At 56.1% G+C, this 20,351-nt stretch carries 18 protein-coding genes; 9 read left to right on the forward strand and 9 right to left on the reverse strand.

What is annotated here, in order from left to right:
• The first annotated feature begins 1 nt into the window (after window position 1).
• The 4 genes from B2T33_RS14680 to B2T33_RS14695 all read left to right on the forward strand — a co-directional run bounded on the left by B2T33_RS14680 (window position 2) and on the right by B2T33_RS14695 (window position 6,519).
• Complete coding sequence (locus B2T33_RS14680; RefSeq protein WP_197146593.1) at window positions 2-3,193, forward strand: efflux RND transporter permease subunit; 3,192 nt, start codon at window positions 2-4, stop codon at window positions 3,191-3,193.
• 1 nt (window position 3,194) lies between these two features.
• Window positions 3,195-4,646: an efflux transporter outer membrane subunit gene (locus B2T33_RS14685; protein WP_286792436.1), complete on the forward strand. Its 1,452-nt coding sequence runs from the start codon at window positions 3,195-3,197 to the stop codon at window positions 4,644-4,646.
• Between the two features lie 95 nt (window positions 4,647-4,741).
• On the forward strand, window positions 4,742-5,353 hold the full coding sequence (locus B2T33_RS14690; RefSeq protein WP_286792437.1) for an alpha-ketoglutarate-dependent dioxygenase AlkB family protein: 612 nt from the start codon (window positions 4,742-4,744) through the stop codon (window positions 5,351-5,353).
• A gap of 116 nt (window positions 5,354-5,469) precedes the next feature.
• Window positions 5,470-6,519, forward strand: coding sequence for a LacI family DNA-binding transcriptional regulator (locus B2T33_RS14695; RefSeq protein WP_064781198.1), 1,050 nt, complete (start codon window positions 5,470-5,472; stop codon window positions 6,517-6,519).
• Here B2T33_RS14695 and B2T33_RS14700 read toward each other — a convergent pair.
• Complete coding sequence (locus tag B2T33_RS14700; protein WP_286792438.1) at window positions 6,516-7,118, reverse strand: DNA-3-methyladenine glycosylase I; 603 nt, start codon at window positions 7,116-7,118, stop codon at window positions 6,516-6,518. The genes B2T33_RS14695 and B2T33_RS14700 overlap by 4 nt on opposite strands.
• 277 nt (window positions 7,119-7,395) lie before the next feature.
• Between B2T33_RS14700 and B2T33_RS14705 the strand changes: the two genes are divergently transcribed.
• The 4 genes from B2T33_RS14705 (at window position 7,396) to B2T33_RS14720 (ending at window position 10,006) form a co-directional block, all read left to right on the forward strand.
• Window positions 7,396-7,692, forward strand: coding sequence for a YggT family protein (locus tag B2T33_RS14705; RefSeq protein WP_008889791.1), 297 nt, complete (start codon window positions 7,396-7,398; stop codon window positions 7,690-7,692).
• Between the two features lie 37 nt (window positions 7,693-7,729).
• A complete protein-coding gene (locus B2T33_RS14710; RefSeq protein ID WP_197146597.1) occupies window positions 7,730-8,062 on the forward strand; it encodes a DUF167 family protein in 333 nt (110 codons plus the stop codon).
• Window positions 8,059-8,958, forward strand: coding sequence for a bifunctional methylenetetrahydrofolate dehydrogenase/methenyltetrahydrofolate cyclohydrolase FolD (gene folD / locus B2T33_RS14715; protein WP_210519076.1), 900 nt, complete (start codon window positions 8,059-8,061; stop codon window positions 8,956-8,958). The genes B2T33_RS14710 and folD overlap by 4 nt, the downstream gene beginning before the upstream one ends.
• 184 nt (window positions 8,959-9,142) lie before the next feature.
• Window positions 9,143-10,006, forward strand: coding sequence for a DUF2971 domain-containing protein (locus tag B2T33_RS14720; RefSeq protein ID WP_286792440.1), 864 nt, complete (start codon window positions 9,143-9,145; stop codon window positions 10,004-10,006).
• 21 nt (window positions 10,007-10,027) lie between these two features.
• Here B2T33_RS14720 and B2T33_RS14725 read toward each other — a convergent pair whose 3' ends face one another.
• The gene (locus B2T33_RS14725) at window positions 10,028-11,950 is read right to left on the reverse strand and encodes an SLC13 family permease (protein ID WP_286792441.1); all 1,923 of its coding nucleotides are present in this window, start codon (window positions 11,948-11,950) and stop codon (window positions 10,028-10,030) included.
• A 175-nt stretch (window positions 11,951-12,125) separates the two neighbouring features.
• On the opposite strand from B2T33_RS14725, the gene B2T33_RS14730 reads away from it, so the two are divergent.
• Complete coding sequence (locus B2T33_RS14730) at window positions 12,126-13,370, forward strand: winged helix-turn-helix domain-containing protein (RefSeq protein WP_286792442.1); 1,245 nt, start codon at window positions 12,126-12,128, stop codon at window positions 13,368-13,370.
• A 103-nt stretch (window positions 13,371-13,473) separates the two neighbouring features.
• Here B2T33_RS14730 and B2T33_RS14735 read toward each other — a convergent pair whose 3' ends face one another.
• From B2T33_RS14735 to B2T33_RS14765, 7 genes are all read right to left on the reverse strand, one after another.
• Window positions 13,474-14,244 (reverse strand): SDR family NAD(P)-dependent oxidoreductase, encoded by a 771-nt coding sequence (locus tag B2T33_RS14735; protein WP_286792443.1) that lies wholly within the window; start codon window positions 14,242-14,244, stop codon window positions 13,474-13,476.
• Between the two features lie 78 nt (window positions 14,245-14,322).
• Window positions 14,323-15,330 (reverse strand): ABC transporter ATP-binding protein, encoded by a 1,008-nt coding sequence (locus B2T33_RS14740; RefSeq protein WP_063089204.1) that lies wholly within the window; start codon window positions 15,328-15,330, stop codon window positions 14,323-14,325.
• A gap of 39 nt (window positions 15,331-15,369) precedes the next feature.
• Complete coding sequence (locus B2T33_RS14745) at window positions 15,370-16,200, reverse strand: carbohydrate ABC transporter permease (RefSeq protein WP_008889799.1); 831 nt, start codon at window positions 16,198-16,200, stop codon at window positions 15,370-15,372.
• A 9-nt stretch (window positions 16,201-16,209) separates the two neighbouring features.
• Window positions 16,210-17,082 (reverse strand): carbohydrate ABC transporter permease, encoded by an 873-nt coding sequence (locus B2T33_RS14750; protein WP_008889800.1) that lies wholly within the window; start codon window positions 17,080-17,082, stop codon window positions 16,210-16,212.
• Between the two features lie 164 nt (window positions 17,083-17,246).
• Entirely contained in the window at window positions 17,247-18,557 is a 1,311-nt protein-coding gene (locus B2T33_RS14755; protein WP_040823061.1) for an ABC transporter substrate-binding protein, read from the reverse strand.
• Between the two features lie 198 nt (window positions 18,558-18,755).
• Window positions 18,756-19,706: a sugar-binding transcriptional regulator gene (locus B2T33_RS14760; protein ID WP_063089203.1), complete on the reverse strand. Its 951-nt coding sequence runs from the start codon at window positions 19,704-19,706 to the stop codon at window positions 18,756-18,758.
• Window positions 19,707-19,895: 189 nt separating this feature from the next.
• The coding region (locus B2T33_RS14765; protein WP_286792444.1) for an Asd/ArgC dimerization domain-containing protein at window positions 19,896-20,351 on the reverse strand (456 nt) is incomplete at its 5' end.

The following is a 20,351-nucleotide window of genomic DNA, read 5'->3' on the forward strand; positions in this document are numbered from 1 at the left end:
CATGACGACAGGAACCGAAAATCACGATCATAACGATCTTGCGTCACTCAGTATCCGACGCCCTGTTCTGATCAGTGTGGTGTCCATGCTGATCATCCTGGCCGGTCTTGCCGCGATGCTGGGGGTCGAAATTCGCGAACTGCCCAATGTCGACCGCCCGACCATCACCGTGACCGCCGACTATGACGGGGCATCGCCGGAAACGGTCGATTCCGAAGTCACCGGGATCATCGAAAGTGCGGCATCGCGCGTCAGTGGCATCAAGGAAATCAGTTCGCAAAGCGAAGAAGCCAATGCCCGCATTCGCATCGAATTCTACCCAGATGTTGAAATCAACGATGCCGCCAGCGACATCCGCGAAGCCATCAGCCGTGCGGAACGCAGCCTGCCCGACGGGGTGGAAAACGTCCGCGTGGTCAAGGCCGATGCCGATGCCAGTGCGATCATGCGCATTGCGGTTGTCAGCAACAGCCTGACCGAGGAAGAACTCGCCAACATCGTCGAAGACCAGATCAGCCCGTCCTTGCTGTCTGTGCCCGGAGTGGCCGAGGTCGGGGTTAACGGGGATCGCGAACGCGTTTTGCATGTGCGCATCGACCCGCTCCGCATGGCAAGTTATGGCCTGTCGGTTCAGGATGTGGCCGACCTTCTGCGAACCGCCCAGTTTGATATTCCCGCCGGCAGTTTTGAATCATCCGATCAGAAATTGTTTGTTCGTGCCGATGCATCCGTTTGGGAGGTCGACAGACTGAACCAGATGCTGGTGCGCGACGGTGTCCAGATGGGCGACGTTGCCGATATCTATTACGGCCCGGACGATGCAACATCCTATGTGCGACTGAATGGTCGCACGGTGATCGGGCTGAGTATTACCCGTCAGGCACAATCCAACACGATTGCGATTTCCAATGGCGTGCGCGATGTCGTTGAACGCCTCAACGAGCAATATGACGATCTTGATGTGTTCGTGAACTCCGATGACGCGGTCTTTATCGAAGGCGCGCTGTGGGAAGTAATCTTTAGTCTCGGTCTTGCCATCGCGATTGTGATCGGGGTGCTTTATCTGTTCCTCAGATCCTTTACCGCGACGCTGATCCCGACCATCACCATTCCGATTGCCCTGATCGGTACGGTTGCCGCCATCTGGGCGATGGGCTTTTCGATCAACATCCTGACCCTTCTCGCACTTGTTCTGGCAACCGGCATGATTGTCGATGACGCGATTGTTGTGCTTGAAAACATTCAACGCCGCCGTCATCAGGGGCTTGGGTCGATGGCCGCGGCAGTGCTCGGCTCGCGCCAAGTGTTCTTTGCCGTGATCGCCACCACGCTGACACTGATTTCGGTGTTCGTTCCGATTTCTTTCCTGCCAAGCACGGCGGGGCGTCTGTTCCGTGAATTCGGTTTTGTGCTGGCCTTTGCGGTGGTGGTGTCATCCTTTGTCGCACTGTCGCTGTGTCCGATGCTGGCATCGCGCCTGAAACATATCGATCCGCATGATGGCAAGGCCGACGACGCCCCCAACATGCTGGAGCGTTTCGGCTTCTTCTGCGCCGGGATTTATCGCCGCATTCTCGAAGCCGCCCTTGGCAGCCCGATCATTACCGTAATGATTTGTGTCGTTGCCGGTGGGCTTGCCTTTGGCGTCTATACCAACGTTACGCAGGAATTGCTGCCCGATGAGGATCGCGGACGTATTCTTGTTTCCATGCGGGGTCCGGACGGGGTCGGCATCGACTATATGGACCGTCAGGTCGAGGCGGTTGAAGACATCCTGCGCCCGGTGGTCGAGGCGGGGGATGCCTATAACATCTACACCATTGTTGGCCTGTGGGATCCGAACCGCGCCCTTGTGATCGCCCCGCTAAAACCGTGGGAAGAACGGTCCCGCTCGCAGCAGGAAATTACCGCGTCGATCCGCGGGGATCTGAATGCCCTTCCGGGTGTGCAGGCCTATGTCTGGCAGCCCAACAGTCTGGGTTTGCGCGGCGGTACGGGCGAGGGACTTGAATTTGCCCTGACCGGGACAAGCTATCGCACGCTGGCCGAAAATGCCCGCGTCATGCAGCAGGAGATCGAGGCGAACTATCCCGGCCTCACCGGCCTTCGGGTATCCTATCAAACCACCCAGCCGCAGCTTCTGGTCAATATTGATCGCAAGCGCGCCTTTGATCTCGGTATCCCGATCGAAGAACTTGATACCACGCTGCGTGCGATGATCGAAGGATACGAAGTCACCGAAATCAATGTCGATGACCAGAACGTCCCGATCAAGCTGCGCAGTGCGTTGGGCAGCATCAATGACCCGTCGGACCTTGAAAATCTGTTTGTCACCGGCACCAATGGTCGCATCCTGCCGCTGTCTTCTGTCATCACCTTGACCGAAGAAGCCGTCGCCTCCGAACTTGAACGCGAAGGGCAGCAACGCGCCGTCACCATTTCGGCCAATCTGGCACCGGGCTATACCCTGGCCGAGGCGGTCGCGGATGTGAACACGGTTGGCGATCAGTTGCTGCCACCCGGTGTCGGCATCCTGTTCCTTGGCAATGCCGCCGCCCTTGGTGAAACCGCCAATGATGTACAGATCACCTTCCTGATTGCCGTCCTTGTCGTGTTGTTGGTTCTGGCCGCCCAGTTCGAAAGCTTTACCTCCGCGCTTGTAGTGGTGTTGACCGTGCCGTTTGGTTTGGCGGCGGCGATCTATGCGCTGGAGCTGAGTGGCACCTCAATCAATATCTACAGCCAGATCGGGCTTGTGATGCTGGTCGGGTTGATGGCCAAGAACGGGATTCTGGTTGTCGAATTCGCCGATCAGCTCCGTGATGCCGGTAAATCCGTGCGCGATGCCGTGCATGATGCCGCAATGGTCCGTCTGCGCCCGATCATGATGACCATGATTTCCACTGTTCTGGGCGGCTTGCCGCTCGTCCTTGGCACTGGTGCCGGGGCAGAGGCACGTGCAGCCATCGGCTGGGTGGTGTTTGGCGGTCTTGGCTTTGCCACGGTCTTTACATTGTTCCTGACCCCGGTGCTTTATCTGTTGTTGGCCCCCTTGGTGTCGGCCCGTGCCGATGGTGGCAAGAAACTGCAATCGCAACTGCGCGCTGCCGAAGCCATTCCCGATCATGGCGAGGCGGCATCACATGTCGCGGCGGAGCCCGGAAGTGGCGGTCTTCAAGGAAGTGCGAAATAATATGAATAATCCTCACATTTCTGCGATTTCGGGAATTGCCCTTCTGCTCGCACTGGCCGGGTGTCAGTCTGTCGGGCCGGATTATACCGCGCCGAATTTCGATCTTGTCGGCGCCTATACCCCGGAAATCCCGGTGATTGCCGCCAATCAAAGCAAACAGGACCGCTGGTGGGAAAGCACCACCGACCCGGTTTTAAATGGTCTGATTAATGAAGGGGTCGAAAACAATATCGATCTTCAGATCGCAATCAGTCGCATCCGTGCGGCTGCGGCGACTGCACGTGGCGTTGCCGGGGCCAATGGGCCGCAGGTTGGCGCGTCGGTTAACGGATCGGCCAGCCGGTCGACCTCCAGCCGCGCCAATGGCGATCAGGTGACCGATATGGGCTATGGCGCGGGCATTGATTTGTCCTGGACCGCCGATATCTGGGGCGGTCAGTCCCGCGAGGAAGAAGTCGCCGAGGCAGATTACCTGCAACAGGTTTACCTGCGTGAAGACGTCTATCGCACGATGATTGCGGATATCATCCGCAACTATATCGAACTGCGCGGGGCGCAGCGGCGTCTCGCCCTTTTGCGGGACTCGCTTGATCTGCAACGCCAGACCAGCAACATCGTGCAGGTCCGTTTGCAAACCGGCCTGGGTTCCGAGCTTGATCTGTCGCGTGCACGCGCCGAAGTCGCCGATCTTGAGGCAACAGTTCCGATCCTGCAAACCACGATTGACCGGTCGATCAATGCGATCTCCATTCTGGTCGGCGCACAGCCGGGAACCCATCGTGATCTGTTGCTTGATGCATCGCCACTGCCCGAATTTCAAAGCAGCCCGCCAATTGGCATCCCGGCCGATTTGCTGCGCCGCCGGCCAGATGTCCGTGCGGCCGAGCTGGCGCTGATTTCCGCGACCTCGCAAATCGGGGTGGAAACCGCAACGCTGTATCCGGAATTGACCCTTGATGGGTCGCTGGCGCTTGGGGTGACCGGCTATGGCACAGGCCCGATTGTCCGCACCGCCATGGCGGCGATCGGGGCATTAATCGATGCAACCCTGTATGATGGCGGCGAACGGCGTGCGAATATCACGGTGGCCGAGGAAGAGGCAGAACAAGCCTTCCTCACCTATCGCCAGACGCTTCTGAGCGCGATTGAGGAAGTCGAAAGTGCGATCTACGGCTATGTCGGGGCGGTTGCCCAGCGTGATTCCCTGATCGCATCGGTGCAATATCACCGCGATGCCTTTGAACAGTCACGTGTGCGCTACGTGCAGGGTCTGTCGGACTTTCTTGATGTGCTCGATTCCCAGCGCAGTCTGACAACGTCGCTGCAATCATTGGCCGATTCAGAAACCGATCTGGAACTTGAAACCATCAATCTCTATAGTGCGGCGGGCTTAAGTGTCGAGGATGTCGAACGTTATGCCAACGAGGCTGGCGTGACGTTGGTAAACGGCTAGAACCTGTTGCGGCAAAGCACATATCAGCAAACTGTGGCTTGAGTTTCGGCGCCGTTCATCCTAGGTCTTTGGCAATCTGAATTCCGGGGAAAACCATGACCGGCGATCTGTTTGCCAATGAACCACCACGCAACCTTTTGCCCTTTGACGGCGAAGTGCTGTTGCTGCGTGACATCATGGATGTTGATGAAGCCGACAAAACCTTTGCCCGGCTTCAAAGCAACATCGTCTGGCAACAGGAAATCGCCAAACTCCATGGCAAGGAAATCCCGGTCCCGCGTCTGACCGCATGGTATGGCGAAGTCGCCTATCGCTATAGCGGGGTCTATCACCCGGCCAGTCCGTTTCCCTCTATCGTTGCCCCTTTGCGCAGCTTGGCCGAAGAACTGGCTGGGGCGTCGTTTAATACCGTGCTGCTCAACCAGTATCGCGATGGGCGCGACAGCGTTTCCTGGCATGCCGATGATGAGGAAGTTCTGGGCGAAAACCCGGTGATTGCCAGCCTGACCTTCGGGCAGGAACGCCGGTTTCATTTCCGTCACAAGAAAACCGGTGATCGCCTCAGCATCGATTTACCGCATAACTCGGCCCTGATCATGTCAGGCCCGACACAGCATTGCTGGCTGCATCAATTGCCCAAAACAGCGCGCCAGGTCGGCCCGCGGATCAACCTGACCTTCCGCAATACCCGCCCCGAAAGCCGATAAGTGATCGTATCCTGACGCGGTAATGCGTTCTGGTAGTATCGTGCCGGTTCTGGCTATAGTGTCGGCAATTCAACTGGGTAAAGATCACACACGACAGTTTCGGGGATAGGGCACGCATGGCAAAACGCGTAAAACTTCTGGATGTCGCCAAGGCGGCCGGGGTTTCGCAGGGGACAGCCTCCAATGCGTTTGGCAAGCCTGATCTGGTCCGCCCGGAAGTCCGCGAACGCATCTTTGAAGCCGCGCGCGAACTGGGCTATCGCGGGCCGCATGTGATGGCGCGCATGCTACGCACCGGCAAGGCGGGGGCGCTGGGCGTCGTGTTTCCCGATAATCTTGAATATGCCTTTACCGATCCGGTGGCGATTGAATTGCTGCGCGGGATCGGGCGCGAATGCGCGCGCCATGGGGTCAATGTCATGATCATTTCGGCGGAAAACCCCGAACAGGCGATTGCGGCGGTCAATAACGCCGCGGTCGATGCCTTTCTGGTGCATTGCTATTCCGATAATAACGATATCATTGCGGCCATCCAGCGTCGCAATCAGCCGCTGATCAGTATCGATACCGACATTGCCGGTGCGGCGGGCACAGTGGTGCTCGATGACTTCTCGGCGGCGAAAAATGCGGCCCAGCATTTACTTGATTGCGGCGCCACGAAATTCGCCATTTTGTCGCTTCAGGCAACCGAGCACGATCATTTCGGCCCGATGAGCCCCAACCGACTGGGCGCGGCCAGCCACCGGGTGGTGCGCGAACGGCTGGCGGGCTATCACGCGGCGCTTGAGGCCGCCGGAATTGCCGCAAGTGATGTTGTGCATATCGAATGCGACAACCAGTCCGAACAAAGCGCGCAAATGACGACAGAGCTTCTGTCAAACCATCCCGAAATCAACGGCATTCTCGCCATGTCGGACGTGATTGCCATCGGCGCAATTGACGCTGCGCGTGCTATCGGGCGCAACGTGCCGGGCGATCTCAAGGTCATTGGCATTGATGGTATTGTCGCTGGCGAACGCACCGACCCGCCACTCACCACCATGCATCAGGATTCGGTGGAAAAAGGCCGACTTGCCGCCGAAATGGCGCTATCGGATGAACCGGGCAAAACCATCACCCTGCAAACCAGCCTGTTGCTGCGCGGGTCTACTCAGGCCCCGAACTAGCCGAGCTCGGCGTAGCGATAACAATCCGTCGTGTGGTCCATCACGATGCCGGTGGCCTGCAGGAAGGAATAGATGATCGTGGTGCCGACGAACTTCATGCCGCGTTTTTTCAGATCCTTGGAGATCTTGTCGCTAAGCTCGGTCGAAACCGGCACATCTGACATCCGTTTCCAGTGATTGATCACCGGCATTCCTCCTACAAATGACCAGATGTAGGAATCGAAGCTTCCGAACTCTTTCTGGATGGCGATGAATGTTTGCGCATTTTGAATAGACGCCGCGACTTTTAATTTATTTCGAATAATCCCCGGATCGGCCAGAAGGGCTTCCTGCTTGGCCGCGTCATAGGTCGCGACCTTGTTCACATCGAAATTGTCATAAGCCGAGCGATAGGTATCTCGCCGTGCCAGAATGGTCAGCCAGCTTAGGCCCGCCTGCGCACCTTCAAGGATCAGCATTTCAAAGAAATGTCGGTCATCATGCACCGGCACACCCCATTCCGTGTCGTGATAATCGACATAAAACGGCTTGTCGGCATGGCTCAGGGCCCAGCCGCAACGCGGGTGGTGCTGGTGGCGCAGGTGATCTTGGTTCTGCATGCTAATCCTCCTTCTGGCGTGCGCATTCTGGCCGCGGAGCACGCGAACCCGCAAGCTGTAATCGGGGGAAGACTGACATCTCCTGACAGTTTCTGGCAGGCGTTTTGGCAAGCCGGTTGGTGAGCATGATCACAAAGCGATGAAAACTTGGAGCCAATCGCACCAAAATCAACGCTGTGTGCTTGCGTTAGCGGCCATTGCCGACTAGGTTTTGCTGCGTGCAAACATCTTTCCGGGCCCAAAGCATCCGTGCGCCCGGCGATTGTAAGGAGCGGCGATGCTGGCGATTTTTTGGCTTATTGACACTGTGGTGGGGATCTACATTTTCATGCTGATTGCATCTGCAATCCTGTCATGGCTTGTGGCGTTCAACGTGATCAATACCAGCAACCGGTTTGTTTATTTGGTTGGTGATTTCCTGTATCGGGTTACCGAACCGGTATTGCGCCCGATCCGGCGGATCATGCCTGATCTTGGCGGCATTGATATCTCGCCGATCATCCTGATCCTGATTTTGCAGTTCGCCAACATGCTGATCCAGACCGATGTCCGGATGGCGCTTGTCGGCTATTGATGTCTCATTTCGCCTAGTAAAATGTCTCATTTAGACAATGTCTGATCCCTCGCCCGTGTTACGGTCCGAGCCATCAGGGGTTCGGCTGTTTGTTCGGTTAACACCAAAGGCATCGCGCAACGCGATTGGCGATGTGGTGGCCGACGCTGACGGGCAGCAGTGGCTTAAGGTGTCGGTAACGGCCGTGCCCGAGAACGGCAAGGCCAATCAGGCATTGATAAAACTTTTGGCAAAAGCGGCCAAATGCCCTAAATCGTCGGTCAGGATTGTTTCCGGGCAAACTGATCGCACCAAAACGCTGCTGATCGACGGAAATCCCGAAGAGCTGATGGCGAAAATATCCCAACTCACGGGGCGGACAGACATATGAGTGACGCGAAAATCATCGACGGCAAGGCATTCGCAGCCAAACTGCGCACCGACATCACAGCCGAAGTATCGAAACTTAAAACCGAACATGGCGTAACACCGGGTCTGGCCGTCATTCTGGTCGGCGAAGACCCCGCCAGTCAGGTCTATGTCCGCAACAAGGGCAAACAGACCCTTGAATGCGGCATGAATTCCTATGAGCACAAGCTTCCGGCGGAAACTAGCGAGGAAGACCTGCTGGCGCTGATCGCCAAGCTGAATGCCGATGAAAATGTCCATGGCATCCTGTGTCAGCTTCCGGTGCCCAAGCACATCAACGAGCAGGCCATTCTGGCCGCCATCGACCCGGCCAAGGATGTGGATGGCTTCCACGTTGTAAATGCCGGCGCACTGGCAACGGGCGGCGAAGGTTTCGCGCCCTGCACGCCGTATGGCTGCCTGATGTTGCTTAAAGATACCCTCGGGGATCTGTCGGGCAAACGTGCGGTCGTGGTTGGCCGATCAAACATCGTTGGCAAGCCGATGGCGCAGTTGCTGCTGAAGGAAAGCTGCACGGTCACCATCGCGCATTCGCGTACCCGCGACCTGCCTGAGGAAGTCCGCCGTGCCGATATCGTGGTTGCCGCCGTTGGCCGTCCGAACATGATCAAGGGTGACTGGATCGCCCCGGGTGCCACCGTGATTGATGTTGGCATCAACCGCGTTGAAGGCGCTGAAGGCAAAATGAAGCTGGTCGGCGATGTCGAATTTGAAACCGCCTCCAAGGTGGCTGGTGCCATCACGCCGGTTCCGGGCGGTGTCGGCCCGATGACCATTGCGTGTCTGCTCAACAACACCCTGATTTCGGCCTGCCGTGCCAATGGCCTTGATGTGCCGAACCTTGGGTTTGATAGCTAAGCGACAGGCATCAGCGACATTACAAAGGGCAGCCTATGGCTGCCCTTTTTTGTTTTTGATGTTAGCCAGTTTGGGAATAGTTCTGCTTACGCATGCATCCGCAAAAAAGGGGAATGTTCACCAAGCAATAGTTGTTATGCTTCGCTCGGCACAATTCGGTCTTTCAGGTGTATTGGAATGAAAGATGATTCTTTATCATTATTGCAGCAACGAGACGTTTTTATCCATTCTTCGAGCTAGAGAGATTTGGGCGTCTGAGTTGTCTCTGTCGAATGATCGTATGGAAGGGACATGGCTTGGGGGAGTTTTGTCCGATCTCTGCGACAAGCACGGTATAGATGTGGCAGATAAAGCACGGTTGTTATCAATATTTGATAACGTAGTTTCTTTTTTTGGCGCTGCTGGCTTCTGTCTTTCAGAGGAAGGCGATTTGCTTAGTCAGTGGCGTGGCTACGCCAATGACGGAACGGGAGTATCAATTGGCTTTTCGTCAGAATATTTTGAGGCGCTTTCAAAGATTTTAGGTGAACGTGGTAATATTAGTTTTAACTTAAGAAAAGTGAACTATGATCTAGAGGCGCAGCAAAATAATCTCAAAATTCCAGTTGAGAAAATAGTCGAGTTTCTTGAGAAAGGAGCTTTTCTAAACCCCTTCGGGGGACTGCTGTTTCAGCCGACGGAAGAAGAACAGAAAAGGTATACAAAGGCATTCGGCGATCTTAATTCCTTGTTGATGAGTATGGGGTTTGAAATGTTTCAAATGAAGAACCCTGCCTTTAAGGAAGAAATGGAATGGCGGCTTGTTTCGATTGTTTTGCGAGGAACAAAAGAAAACCTTAGTGATCTGACAAGAATGGAGTATCGGTCTGCGGCGGATCGCATAATTCCGTATAGAAGATTTCCGTTGTTGAGCTTGTCGCAAAAACCCATCCAAGAAGTAATACTAGGTCCAAGGAACATAACTCCTGAAAGGATTATCCAAGGAGCCCTAGTTAGGTTTGGCTTTTCTGATGTCGCTGTGACGACCTCAAAATCTTCTTATCGATAAACAAATGCTGCTTCTCGAGGATTAAAGTGGCCAAACCCATAGAAGCATCGGCACACCAACCGCCACAACGATGATTTCAATCGGCAGGCCGAGGCGCCAGTAGTCGCTGAAGCGGAAGCCACCGGGGCCGAGGATGAGGGTGTTGTTCTGATGGCCGATGGGGGTCAGGAACGCACAGGAGGCGCCAATCGCAACCGCCATCAGGAACGGGTCGGAGCTGGCATCGAGTTGGGCGGCACTGCCAATCGCAATCGGGCACATGACAGCGGCGGTTGCGGCATTGTTCATGAAGTCCGAGAGCGTCATGGTGACAATAAGGATCAGGGCAAGGGCAACTGGCGCGCTTCCTTGTGCGACGGTATCGAGCAGGAAGCGCGCAATCAAATCGGCACTGCCAGTACTTTCCATGGCATTGGCGACCGGGATCAGCGCGGCCAGCAACACCACAACCGGCCAGTCGACCGCATCATAAAGGGTGCGCGGCGAGACCACACCCACCAGCAAAGTGGCAAGCACACCAAGTGCAAACGAAATGGCGGCAGGCAGGATGCCAAAGGCCGCAAGCGCAATCGCAACGGCCATGATGGCGGTGGCCTTGAAGGCCTGTGTCTTGTCGCCAAGGTTGAGCGACCGTTCGGCAAGCGGCGCGCAGCCAAGGCGATTGCCAAATTCGTTAATGGCCGCAGGCGTGCCTTGCATCAAAAGCACGTCCCCGGCCTGCATTTTCATGGTGCGCAAGCGTGACATCGAACGGTGTCCCTGACGGGACAGGGCCAGCAAGTTGATGCCATAGCGGCTGCGGATGCGGATATCGGCCGCAGATCGCCCGATGAAGGATGCGTTCGGCAGGACCACGACCTCGATCAGGGAGATATCGTCTGACTGAAGGGCCGTTTTCTTTGTATCAGAGTCCTTTTTCTCCGATTTGGAGGCGTCTTCCTTTTCGGCGTCAGCCTTTGGCGCGTCGCCGGATTTTTCGGCTGCCTTTTGGGCCTTTTGCGCGCGGACCTGTTCCTTGGCTTCTTCCTTTTGTTCGGCGTTGGCTTCTTCGCTGCGCAGTTCGGCTTCAAGGGTCAGTTCAAGGCCGGAAAGGGCACTTGCCAGTCCTTCGGGTTCGGCTTCGATCAGCAGGATGTCGTCTTGTTGCAGTTCGCGATAGGGACTTGGTGCCGGAATGCGGCGTTCGTTGCGGATCAGGCCGATCACCTGCGCGTCCGACTTTTCAAGCTCGTCATTGATGTCGCGCATGAACATGCCGATGGCCTTGCTGCCCTCGGTAATGCGGGCCTCGGTCAAATAGGATCCGGTCTCGAACCCTTCGGCCCCGGCGCGTTGACGGGTTGGTACCAGAAAGCGGCCCAACAGAATCACAAACAGCAGTCCGGCAAGGGCGATGGCAACGCCGACCGGGCTGTAATCAAACATCGAAAAGCCTGCCCCGTTTACCTCGGCGCGAAAGCCCGAAACTATCAGGTTGGGGGGCGTACCGATAAGCGTCGTCATGCCGCCAAGGATCGAGCCAAAAGCAAGCGGCATCAGGATTTTGCCTGGTGGCAGGTCCTGTTTGTTGGCGATTTGCAGGGCAATCGGCATCAAAAGCGCCAGTGCCCCGACATTGTTCATGAAGGCCGACAAGATCGCGGCCAGAAGGCTGAGTGCTGCCATGGTGACAAACGGCCCGGCCGATTGCGGCAGGACAGTGCGCGAAAGGGTATCAACCGCCCCCGACCTTTGCAGGGCTGATGACAGGATCAGGATACAGGCGACCGTGATCACGGCCGGATGACCAAATCCGACAAAGGCCCCGTCGGTCGGAACCAACCCCAGAACCACACAAACCAGAAGGGATGCCATCGCCACCATGTCATGGCGCCAGCGCCCCCATAAAAACAGCACGACGGTGCCAAGCAGCACGGCCAGAATCATGATTTGCGGGGTGGTCATTCGGGCTGTCCTGTTTGTTGGGGCGCTTTTGTCGCGATCAGGATTGAAGCCTATGAGGGCGGTGATGCGCGGTCAAGTTCGTCCGTGCGAACGACGGCAAAATCATCCTGCCAGAATTGTCAGGAGCCTGTGTTAGCATGCACCTGTTTTTATTCGATTTTCCAAGTGTGTCCTGATGCCGATTGACAGTGCTGCCATCCCGTCCCCGACCGTTTCGATATCTGCCAAACAGGCACGTAACCTCGCACTTGTCGGGCAGGGCTTTGCCGCCAATCCCGACCGGGATGTGACCAAGCGCCAGATCCTTAAAACCATCCGGGCGACCAATATGTTGCAGGTCGACAGTGTCAATGTCCTGACACGGGCGCATTACATGCCGATCTTTTCGCGGTTGGGCGTTTATGACCCGAAGATGCTTGATGAAATGGTCTGGGGAACGGCGCGCCAGCGCAAGCTGTTTGAATATTGGGGTCATGAAGCATCAATGATCCCGGTTGAGGATTATCCGCTTTATCGTTGGCGGATGCGAGATGCCGAACGGGGCATGGGCACGTGGGGACGGATCGCGCGGGTTCAGCGTGAACAACCCGATCTGATTGACAACATCCTGCGCCATATTGACCAAGAGGGCGCGGTCGCAGCCAGTTCCCTTGAGACCGAGGGACGTAGCAGCGAGAAATGGTGGGGCTGGTCGAATACCAAAACCGCGATGGAATATCTGTTCTGGAGCGGGCAGGTGATGGCGCGCAAACGGCGCAGCAGTTTTGAGCGCGAGTATGATTTGCCGTATCGGATCATTGGCGACGCGGCACATGAACCCGACCGGGATCGGCAGGATGCGATGTGCGATCTGATCTGTCAGGGGATTGCCACCATGGGGGTCGCCGCCGAGATTGATCTGCGCAAATATTTCCGTCTGCCAACCGATGAAACCAAAGCCTGTCTGGCGCGACTGGTCGAGGAGGGCCGGCTGTTGCAAGCCGACGTCGAAGGCTGGAAACAGCCAGGCTATCTGTGCCCGAAGGTCAATCCGCGGTCACGTGCCAAACCCACATGCCTGATGGTGCCGTTTGATCCGGTGATGTGGGAACGCGATCGGGTGGAGCGGATTTTCGGCTTTAACTACCGGATCGAGATTTATGTTCCGGCCGAGAAACGCCAATACGGCTATTACGTTTTGCCATTCATGTTAAATGGCGAATTTGTTGCCCGGGTGGATTTGAAATCAGATCGGCAGGCCGGGGTGCTCAGAGTGCAGAGCGCGCATCTTGAAGACCATGTGAAGGCCGCCGATGTTGCCGGGCCGTTGATGGAAAACCTGCAACGGCTGGCGGTCTTTTTGGGACTGGGCGGGGTCGAGGTGATGCCCGCCAATGACTTTTCAAAGTATCTAGGCTCAGTACGCTACCAGTTTGGGTAAAAGGTAAACGGGGCGCAGGTCCCACATCCGCGCCCCGTTTATCCGTCGAACTGGCTGACCACAAAAGCTTCAGGACAATGTGGTCATATTGTTTCACCTGGCCTTACCAGCAGGTGTAACCCCCATCTGCCAGAACGATGGACCCGGTCATCAGGCTGGAAGCATCAGATGCAAGGAACAGGACAACCGATCCGATTTCTTCGGTCAGGCCAAGACGGGCCATCGGGGTGCCGTTGATCCATGCGTCATACATTTCCGGCTTGGATTTTACGAATTCATTGAGCGGGGTTGCGATATAGGTCGGTGCGACCGCATTGACGCGCACACCACGGTTGCCCCATTCGGCCGCCAGCGACTTGGTCAGGTGGTGGACCGCTGCCTTGGAGGCGTTGTAATAGGCCTGTTCCTGCGGCTTATTGACGATGAAGCCGGACATGGAACCGACATTGACGATGACGCCGCTTTTCTTTTCAAGCATCTGCTTGCCGAATTCACGGCAGCACCAGAAGGTGCCGTTCAGGTTGACGTCAATGACATTGAGCCAATGTTCATCGGTGACGGTTTCTGCCGGGGTTTCCGAACGCGCGATACCGGCATTGTTGACCAGGATATCAACGCCGCCCTGCTTGGCCATTTTTTCGGCACTTGCACGGACCTGATCGGTGTTGGTGACATCCATGATGTCGATATCAGCCGAATAGCCTTTGGATTTCAGGTAATCGCGGCCTTCTTCGGCAACACCTTCGCTGATGTCACCGATGATGACATGGGCGCCGGCCTCTGCCAGAGCTTCGCAGCAGGACAGGCCGATGGCACGACCGCCGCCAGTGACATAGGCCCGACGGCCCGTAAGATCGAACTTTTTCAGATACATTTTGGACTCACAAGTGGCTTGGTTGGTAAGACGGGATCGCAATGTTTGTGGGACATCGCGATCCGGTTTTTGCACGTATCAGGATTTGGCCAGCGCCAGCCCTTGGGCATCAAAGCGATGGATGCGATCCTGTTCCGGGGTCAGGAAAATCTTGTCATGTTCGCCAAGCGGGATTTCCCCGGTGGCACGGACCGTCATCGGACCGAGACCGTCGGCTTCGACATGAAGATATGTTTCGGCACCAAGGTGTTCGGCGATCTTGACGGTTGCCGGGATTTCACCCTTTTCGGTGCTGACCGCGAAGTGTTCCGGGCGAATGCCGATTTCGTGGCAATCGTATTTTTTGGCAAGCTCCCCGCCCAGGAAGTTCATTTTCGGTGACCCGATAAAGCCTGCGACAAACTTGTTTGTCGGGTTGTTGTACAGTTCCATCGGCTTGCCGACCTGTTCAACACGGCCCGCCTGAAGGACTACGATCTTGTCGGCCATGGTCATGGCTTCGACCTGATCGTGGGTCACGTAGATCATGGTGGTTTTGAGTTCCTGATGCAGACCGGTGATTTCGAGCCGCATGTTCACACGCAGCGCCGCATCAAGGTTGGAAAGCGGTTCGTCAAACAGGAAGGCTGCCGGGTTGCGGACAATCGCACGGCCAATGGCGACACGTTGACGCTGACCACCCGATAGTGCACCCGGGCGACGTTCAAGATAGTCGGTCAGGTTCAGGATCTTGGCCGCAGACTGGACTTTCTCTTCGATAACTTCCTTGCTTTCACCAGCCATTTTCAGGCCAAACGCAATGTTGTTATAGACCGTCATATGCGGATACAGCGCATAGGACTGAAAGACCATGGACAGGCCGCGTTTGGCCGGGGCCTCGTTGGCGACATCGGTTCCGTTGATCAGGATTTTGCCATCGGTGACGTCTTCTAGGCCTGCAATCAGTCGCAGAAGCGTTGATTTGCCACAGCCCGACGGACCGACGAAGACCACGAATTCACCGTCATTGATATCAAGATCGACACCGGGAATAACATCGAGTGTGCCGAAGGTTTTCTTGACTTTTTCCAGTCGGATAGCACCCATTTTGGTGTTCCTTCTTTCCAGATTGCTATCAGGCTGCGGTTACTTGACCGCGCCGAATGTCAGACCACGAACCAGCTGTTTCTGAGAGAACCAGCCAATCACGAGAATTGGGGCAACCGCGAGCGTCGATGCGGCTGAAAGCTTCGCCCAGAACAGGCCCTCGGGGCTTGAGTAGGAGGCGATGAAAGCTGTCAGCGGGGCTGCATCGGACGTTGTCAGGTTGAGCGTCCAGAAGGCTTCGTTCCATGCCAGGATGATGTTGAGCAGCATGGTCGATGCGATGCCGGGAACCGCCATGGGCAACAGCACAAAGATGATTTCCTTGGGCAGGGTTGCGCCATCCATGCGGGCCGCTTCGAGGATGTCGGTCGGGATTTCCTTGAAATAGGTGTAGAGCATCCAGACCATGATCGGCAGGTTCATCAAGAACAGAACCATGATCAGACCAAAGCGGGTATCAAGCAGTCCCCAATCGCGGAACACCAGATAGATCGGGACCAGAACGCCGACCGGCGGCATCATCTTGGTCGAGAGCATCCACAGAAGGGCGTCCTTGGTGCGCTTGGTCGGGTTAAAGGCCATTGCCCATGCGCAGGTCACGGCAAAGACCAGACCGACCAGGGTGGACCCGACCGCCAGGATCACCGAGTTCATCGCGAACTTGAAATAGTTCGAGCGTTGCTGGACCTCGGCATAGTTTTCCAGTGTCCAGTCGAACGAAATGAAGCTCGGCGGGATGGAAACCGCTTCGAGTTCGGTCTTGAAGCTGGTCAGCACCATCCAGAAGATCGGGAAGAAGATCAGAAGACCCACGATCCACGCGAAGACCGAGAAGCTGACATAGCCAAGGGGTGTTTGTTTGCTTTCCATGTCGTGCCCCTATTTGTCCAGGTTCTTGCCGATGAGGCGGATCAGGAAGATCGCCACGATATTGGCCAGAATGACCGCGACAATGCCGCCGGCAGATGCGCCACCAACATCGAACTGCAACAGCGCCTGCGTATAAACGAGGAAGGCGATGTTGGTCGTTGCCAGGCCCGGTCCACCACCAGTGGTGACAAAGATTTCGGCAAAGACGGTGAGCAGGAAGATGGTTTCGATCAGAACGACCACCGTGATCGCACGGCTAAGGTGCGGCAGCGTAATATAGAAGAAGATCGCGACCGGACCGGCACCGTCCATCTGGGCGGCTTCTTTTTGATCGCGGTCAAGCGATTGCAGGGCAGTCAACAGGATCAAAACGGCAAAGGGCAACCATTGCCAGGACACCATGATGATGATCGAGGTCAGCGGTGCATTGGTGAACCAGTCAATCGCGGGCAGCCCAAACAGGCTGGCGATCCAGGCAAACATGCCTGACACCGGATCCATCAAAAGGTTCTTCCAGACCAGCGCATTCACGGTCGGCATGATGAAGAACGGTGCAATCACCAGCAGGCGCAAGACACCGCGCCCGAAGATCGGCTGATCAAGCATCAGACCCAGAAGGATGCCACCCACCACCGTGATGACCAGAACAGACCCAACCAGCAAAAGAGTGTTGGTAAGGGACGCGAAGAACGCCGGATCTGTCAGGAAGAATTCGTAGTTAAGTGTACCGATCCACTCTTCCATTCCCGGCGACAACAGGTTGTAGCGCAGGAAGGAGAAGTAAATCGTCATGCCCAGCGGGACGGCCATCCACAAGAACAGGACGATGATCGACGGTGCGGACATGATACGCCCGGTAAGGGTCGAGGCCCGTGTCGACATGATGTGCTCCCCGAAATTGTCGTTTCGATCCTTAGGCCCTGAGCCTAGTCTTTAAGGGAAAAAAAGGGTGGTGTGTTTTGCAACCACCACCCAAGTTTCTCTCAGGTCAAGGAGGTTCAGACCGGACGTCGCATCAAGGGCGGAAGTCCGGTCTGGGTAGTGTATCAGTAGTAACCAGCCTTGCGCATGGTGCGATCGGTGCTGGACTGAGCGGCCGAAAGAGCCTCTTCAACACTCATCTGACCTGCAAGGGCTGCGGAGAACTGCTGACCGACCGTGGTGCCGATACCCTGGAATTCAGGGATTGCAGCGAACTGAACACCAACATACGGCTTCGGTTCCAGGGTCGAGTTGATCGGGTCTGCGCTGTCGATCGCCAGAAGGGTCTCGTCTGCGAACGGTGCCGCTTCAAGATATTTCGGGTTCTGATAAAGCGACATACGGGTGCCCGGCGGTACGTTTGCCCAACCTTCTTTGGAGGCAACCAGTTCCAGATAGGCTTTCGAGGTCGCCCAGGAGATGAACTTCTGAGCTGCTTCTACTTTCTGGGAACCCATCGGAATGCCAAGGTTCCAAGCCCAGAGCCAGTTCGCACCAGTGCAGGTGACAGCGCACGGAGCTTCGGTGAAGCCGACCTTGTCTGCAACTTTGGATTCTTTGGGGTTGGTCACGAAGGATGCAGCAACGGTGGCATCAATCCACATGCCGCATTTGCCGGAGTTGAACAGCGAAAGGTTTTCGTTAAAGCCGTTCGAGGTCGCACCGGGAGGACCGTAATTACCAAGGACGTTGGTATACATGTCGAGGGCATTTTTCCACTCGGCACTGTCGAAGGTCGGGTTCCAGTTCTCGTCGAACAGGCGTGCACCAAAGGCGTTGCCCATGGTGGTGATCAGCGCCATGTTTTCACCCCAACCGGCCTTGCCACGCAGGCAGATGCCATAGACACCTTCGTCAGGCTTGTGGAGCTTCTTGGCGATTTCAAGGGTCTGGTCCCAGGTCAGGCGACCGTTGATTTCAATACCGGCAGCTTCGAACAGATCGGTGCGGTACATCATCATCGAGCTTTCGCCGTAGAACGGGGCCGCATAAAGCTGGCCATCGTTGGAAACGGCAGAGCGGATCGCAGGCATCAGGTCATCGACGTCATAGTCGGAACCAAGATTATCAAGCGGTGCGAGCCAGCCTTTTTCAGCCCAGATCGGCACTTCGTAGGTACCAATGGTCATGACGTCATACTGACCGCCTTTGGTGGCGATGTCAGTGGTAACGCGCTGACGCAGGGTGTTTTCCTCGAGCGTGACCCACTCAAGGGAAATGTCAGGATTCTTGGAGGTGAAATCATCCGTCAGCTTCTGCATGCGGATCATGTCACCGTTGTTGACCGTAGCGATGGTCAGTTTCGTTTCGGCATTGGCGTGTGCAACACCGCCTGCCAGCAGCGCACAAAGCGCTACTCCCATTACGCGTTTCATATTTCCTCCCAAAGGACTATTTACCCGCTGAGCAACTTCGGTTGCCCACATTGATCATTTGTTCAGGTAATGAGCATTCACTCAATTTCGCTATTGCTTGTCAAACAAAATCGTTTTTGCGGCGCACAAAGAAACGCCCTGCCGATATGAGTGGCAGAGCGCAGAACTATTTGCTGTGTGGGTGAAAAATGCCGCGTGCTAGCGCAGCAAACTTTCCGCAGTGGCTTCGTCGGTAATCAGTGTTGAAATCAGTTGGCCACGCATCGCACCGCGAATCGCGGCAACCTTTTTCGCACCCTTGGCGACCGCAATGGTGTTGGTTGCGGGCTGAACAGCCGGCGCACTGGTCACGCAATGATTGACCGGATGATCGAGGATATTGCCGTCCTGATCAAAGGACCAACTGATCACTTCACCGATGCCGCCACTTTCGCGCAGTGACACCAGCTCGTCTTTCGAGATAAAGCCGTCAATATGCAGCGGCGCATCATCGCCAAGATGCCCGACCCCGATAAAGCGGATGTCGGCTTCGCGCGCGAGCTTGAGGATATTGTCCATCGGGGGCTGTTGCTGCATGCGTTCGCGCATCTGCGGATCGGCAATGATAACAGGGATCGGCAGCGGGTAATGCGGCGCACGGGTGCGGTCGGCAAGGTCGGTCACCGCGTCATAGAAACTCGCCGCCCCGTCATGGGCGATGGTGCCGACCAGGGATACGATCTTGTGATGATAGGCATCAATACGCCCAATTTCATCGACCATGGCGCGCATGGCGCGCCCCGTACCAAGTGCGATGATTTTTGGTTCGGTAGAATGCAGCGCACGTTCGAGATAGTTTGCCGCCGCCTGCGCCATGCCAAACATCGCATCGGGTGCCGCCGGATCGGTTGGCACCACATCGCAACCAGCAATGCCATAGGTCTCGCAGATCGCCTTGCCCAGTTCCATGCAGCGCGCAATCGGATGATCGAGGCGAACCTTTACCAGCCCCTCGCTGACGGCTGCGGACACCAGACGCTGTGCGGTCGGGCGTGACACGCCAAGCTTCTGGGCGATTTCATCTTGCGTGTTGCCAGCACAGTAATAAAGCCAGCCAGCGCGGGCTGCTTCATCGAGGCGGGCCGCTTCCTTGCGGGTGCGTTTGACCATCTCATTCCCCGGACTTTTTGATCCGTTGCCAAAAGGCGAACAGGTATTTTTTGCTTTTGAAAATTTGTCTTCTTTTTCCCTAGCGCCTTTTTTTGCCTCTGACCAGCATCTTGCCGGGATATGGAATGACAAAACCCGCCCATGACAGGCGGGTTTTGTTTGAAATCTGTTGCCGATCCAAGGGATCGCTTATTTCTTCGGCAAGAATTCTGCGACCAGTTTTTCGGCAATCTGAACCGCGTTCAGGGCGGCACCCTTGCGCAGGTTGTCGCCAACACACCATAGTGACAGGCCGTTTGCGACCGTCGGGTCCTTGCGCACGCGCGAGATAAAGACATTGTCTTCGCCCTGGACTTCCTGCGGGGTGACATAGCCTTCGTCCTGACGGTAATCGACAACCGAAACACCGGGGAAGTTTTTCATCGCCTTGCGAGCTTCTTCGACCGTGATCGGTTTTTCAAACTCGATATTGACCGCTTCGCCATGGCCGACAAAGACCGGAACGCGCACGCAGGTGGCATGAACGGCGATTTCCGGCGCAAGGATTTTGCGGGTCTCGACCGACATCTTCCATTCTTCGCGGGTCGCGCCATCATCCATGAAATTGTCGATATGCGGGATGACGTTAAAGGCGATCTGTTTGGT

It is taken from the genome of Thalassospira sp. UBA4513, assembly GCF_002388495.1.
Classification (GTDB): domain Bacteria; phylum Pseudomonadota; class Alphaproteobacteria; order Rhodospirillales; family Thalassospiraceae; genus Thalassospira; species Thalassospira tepidiphila.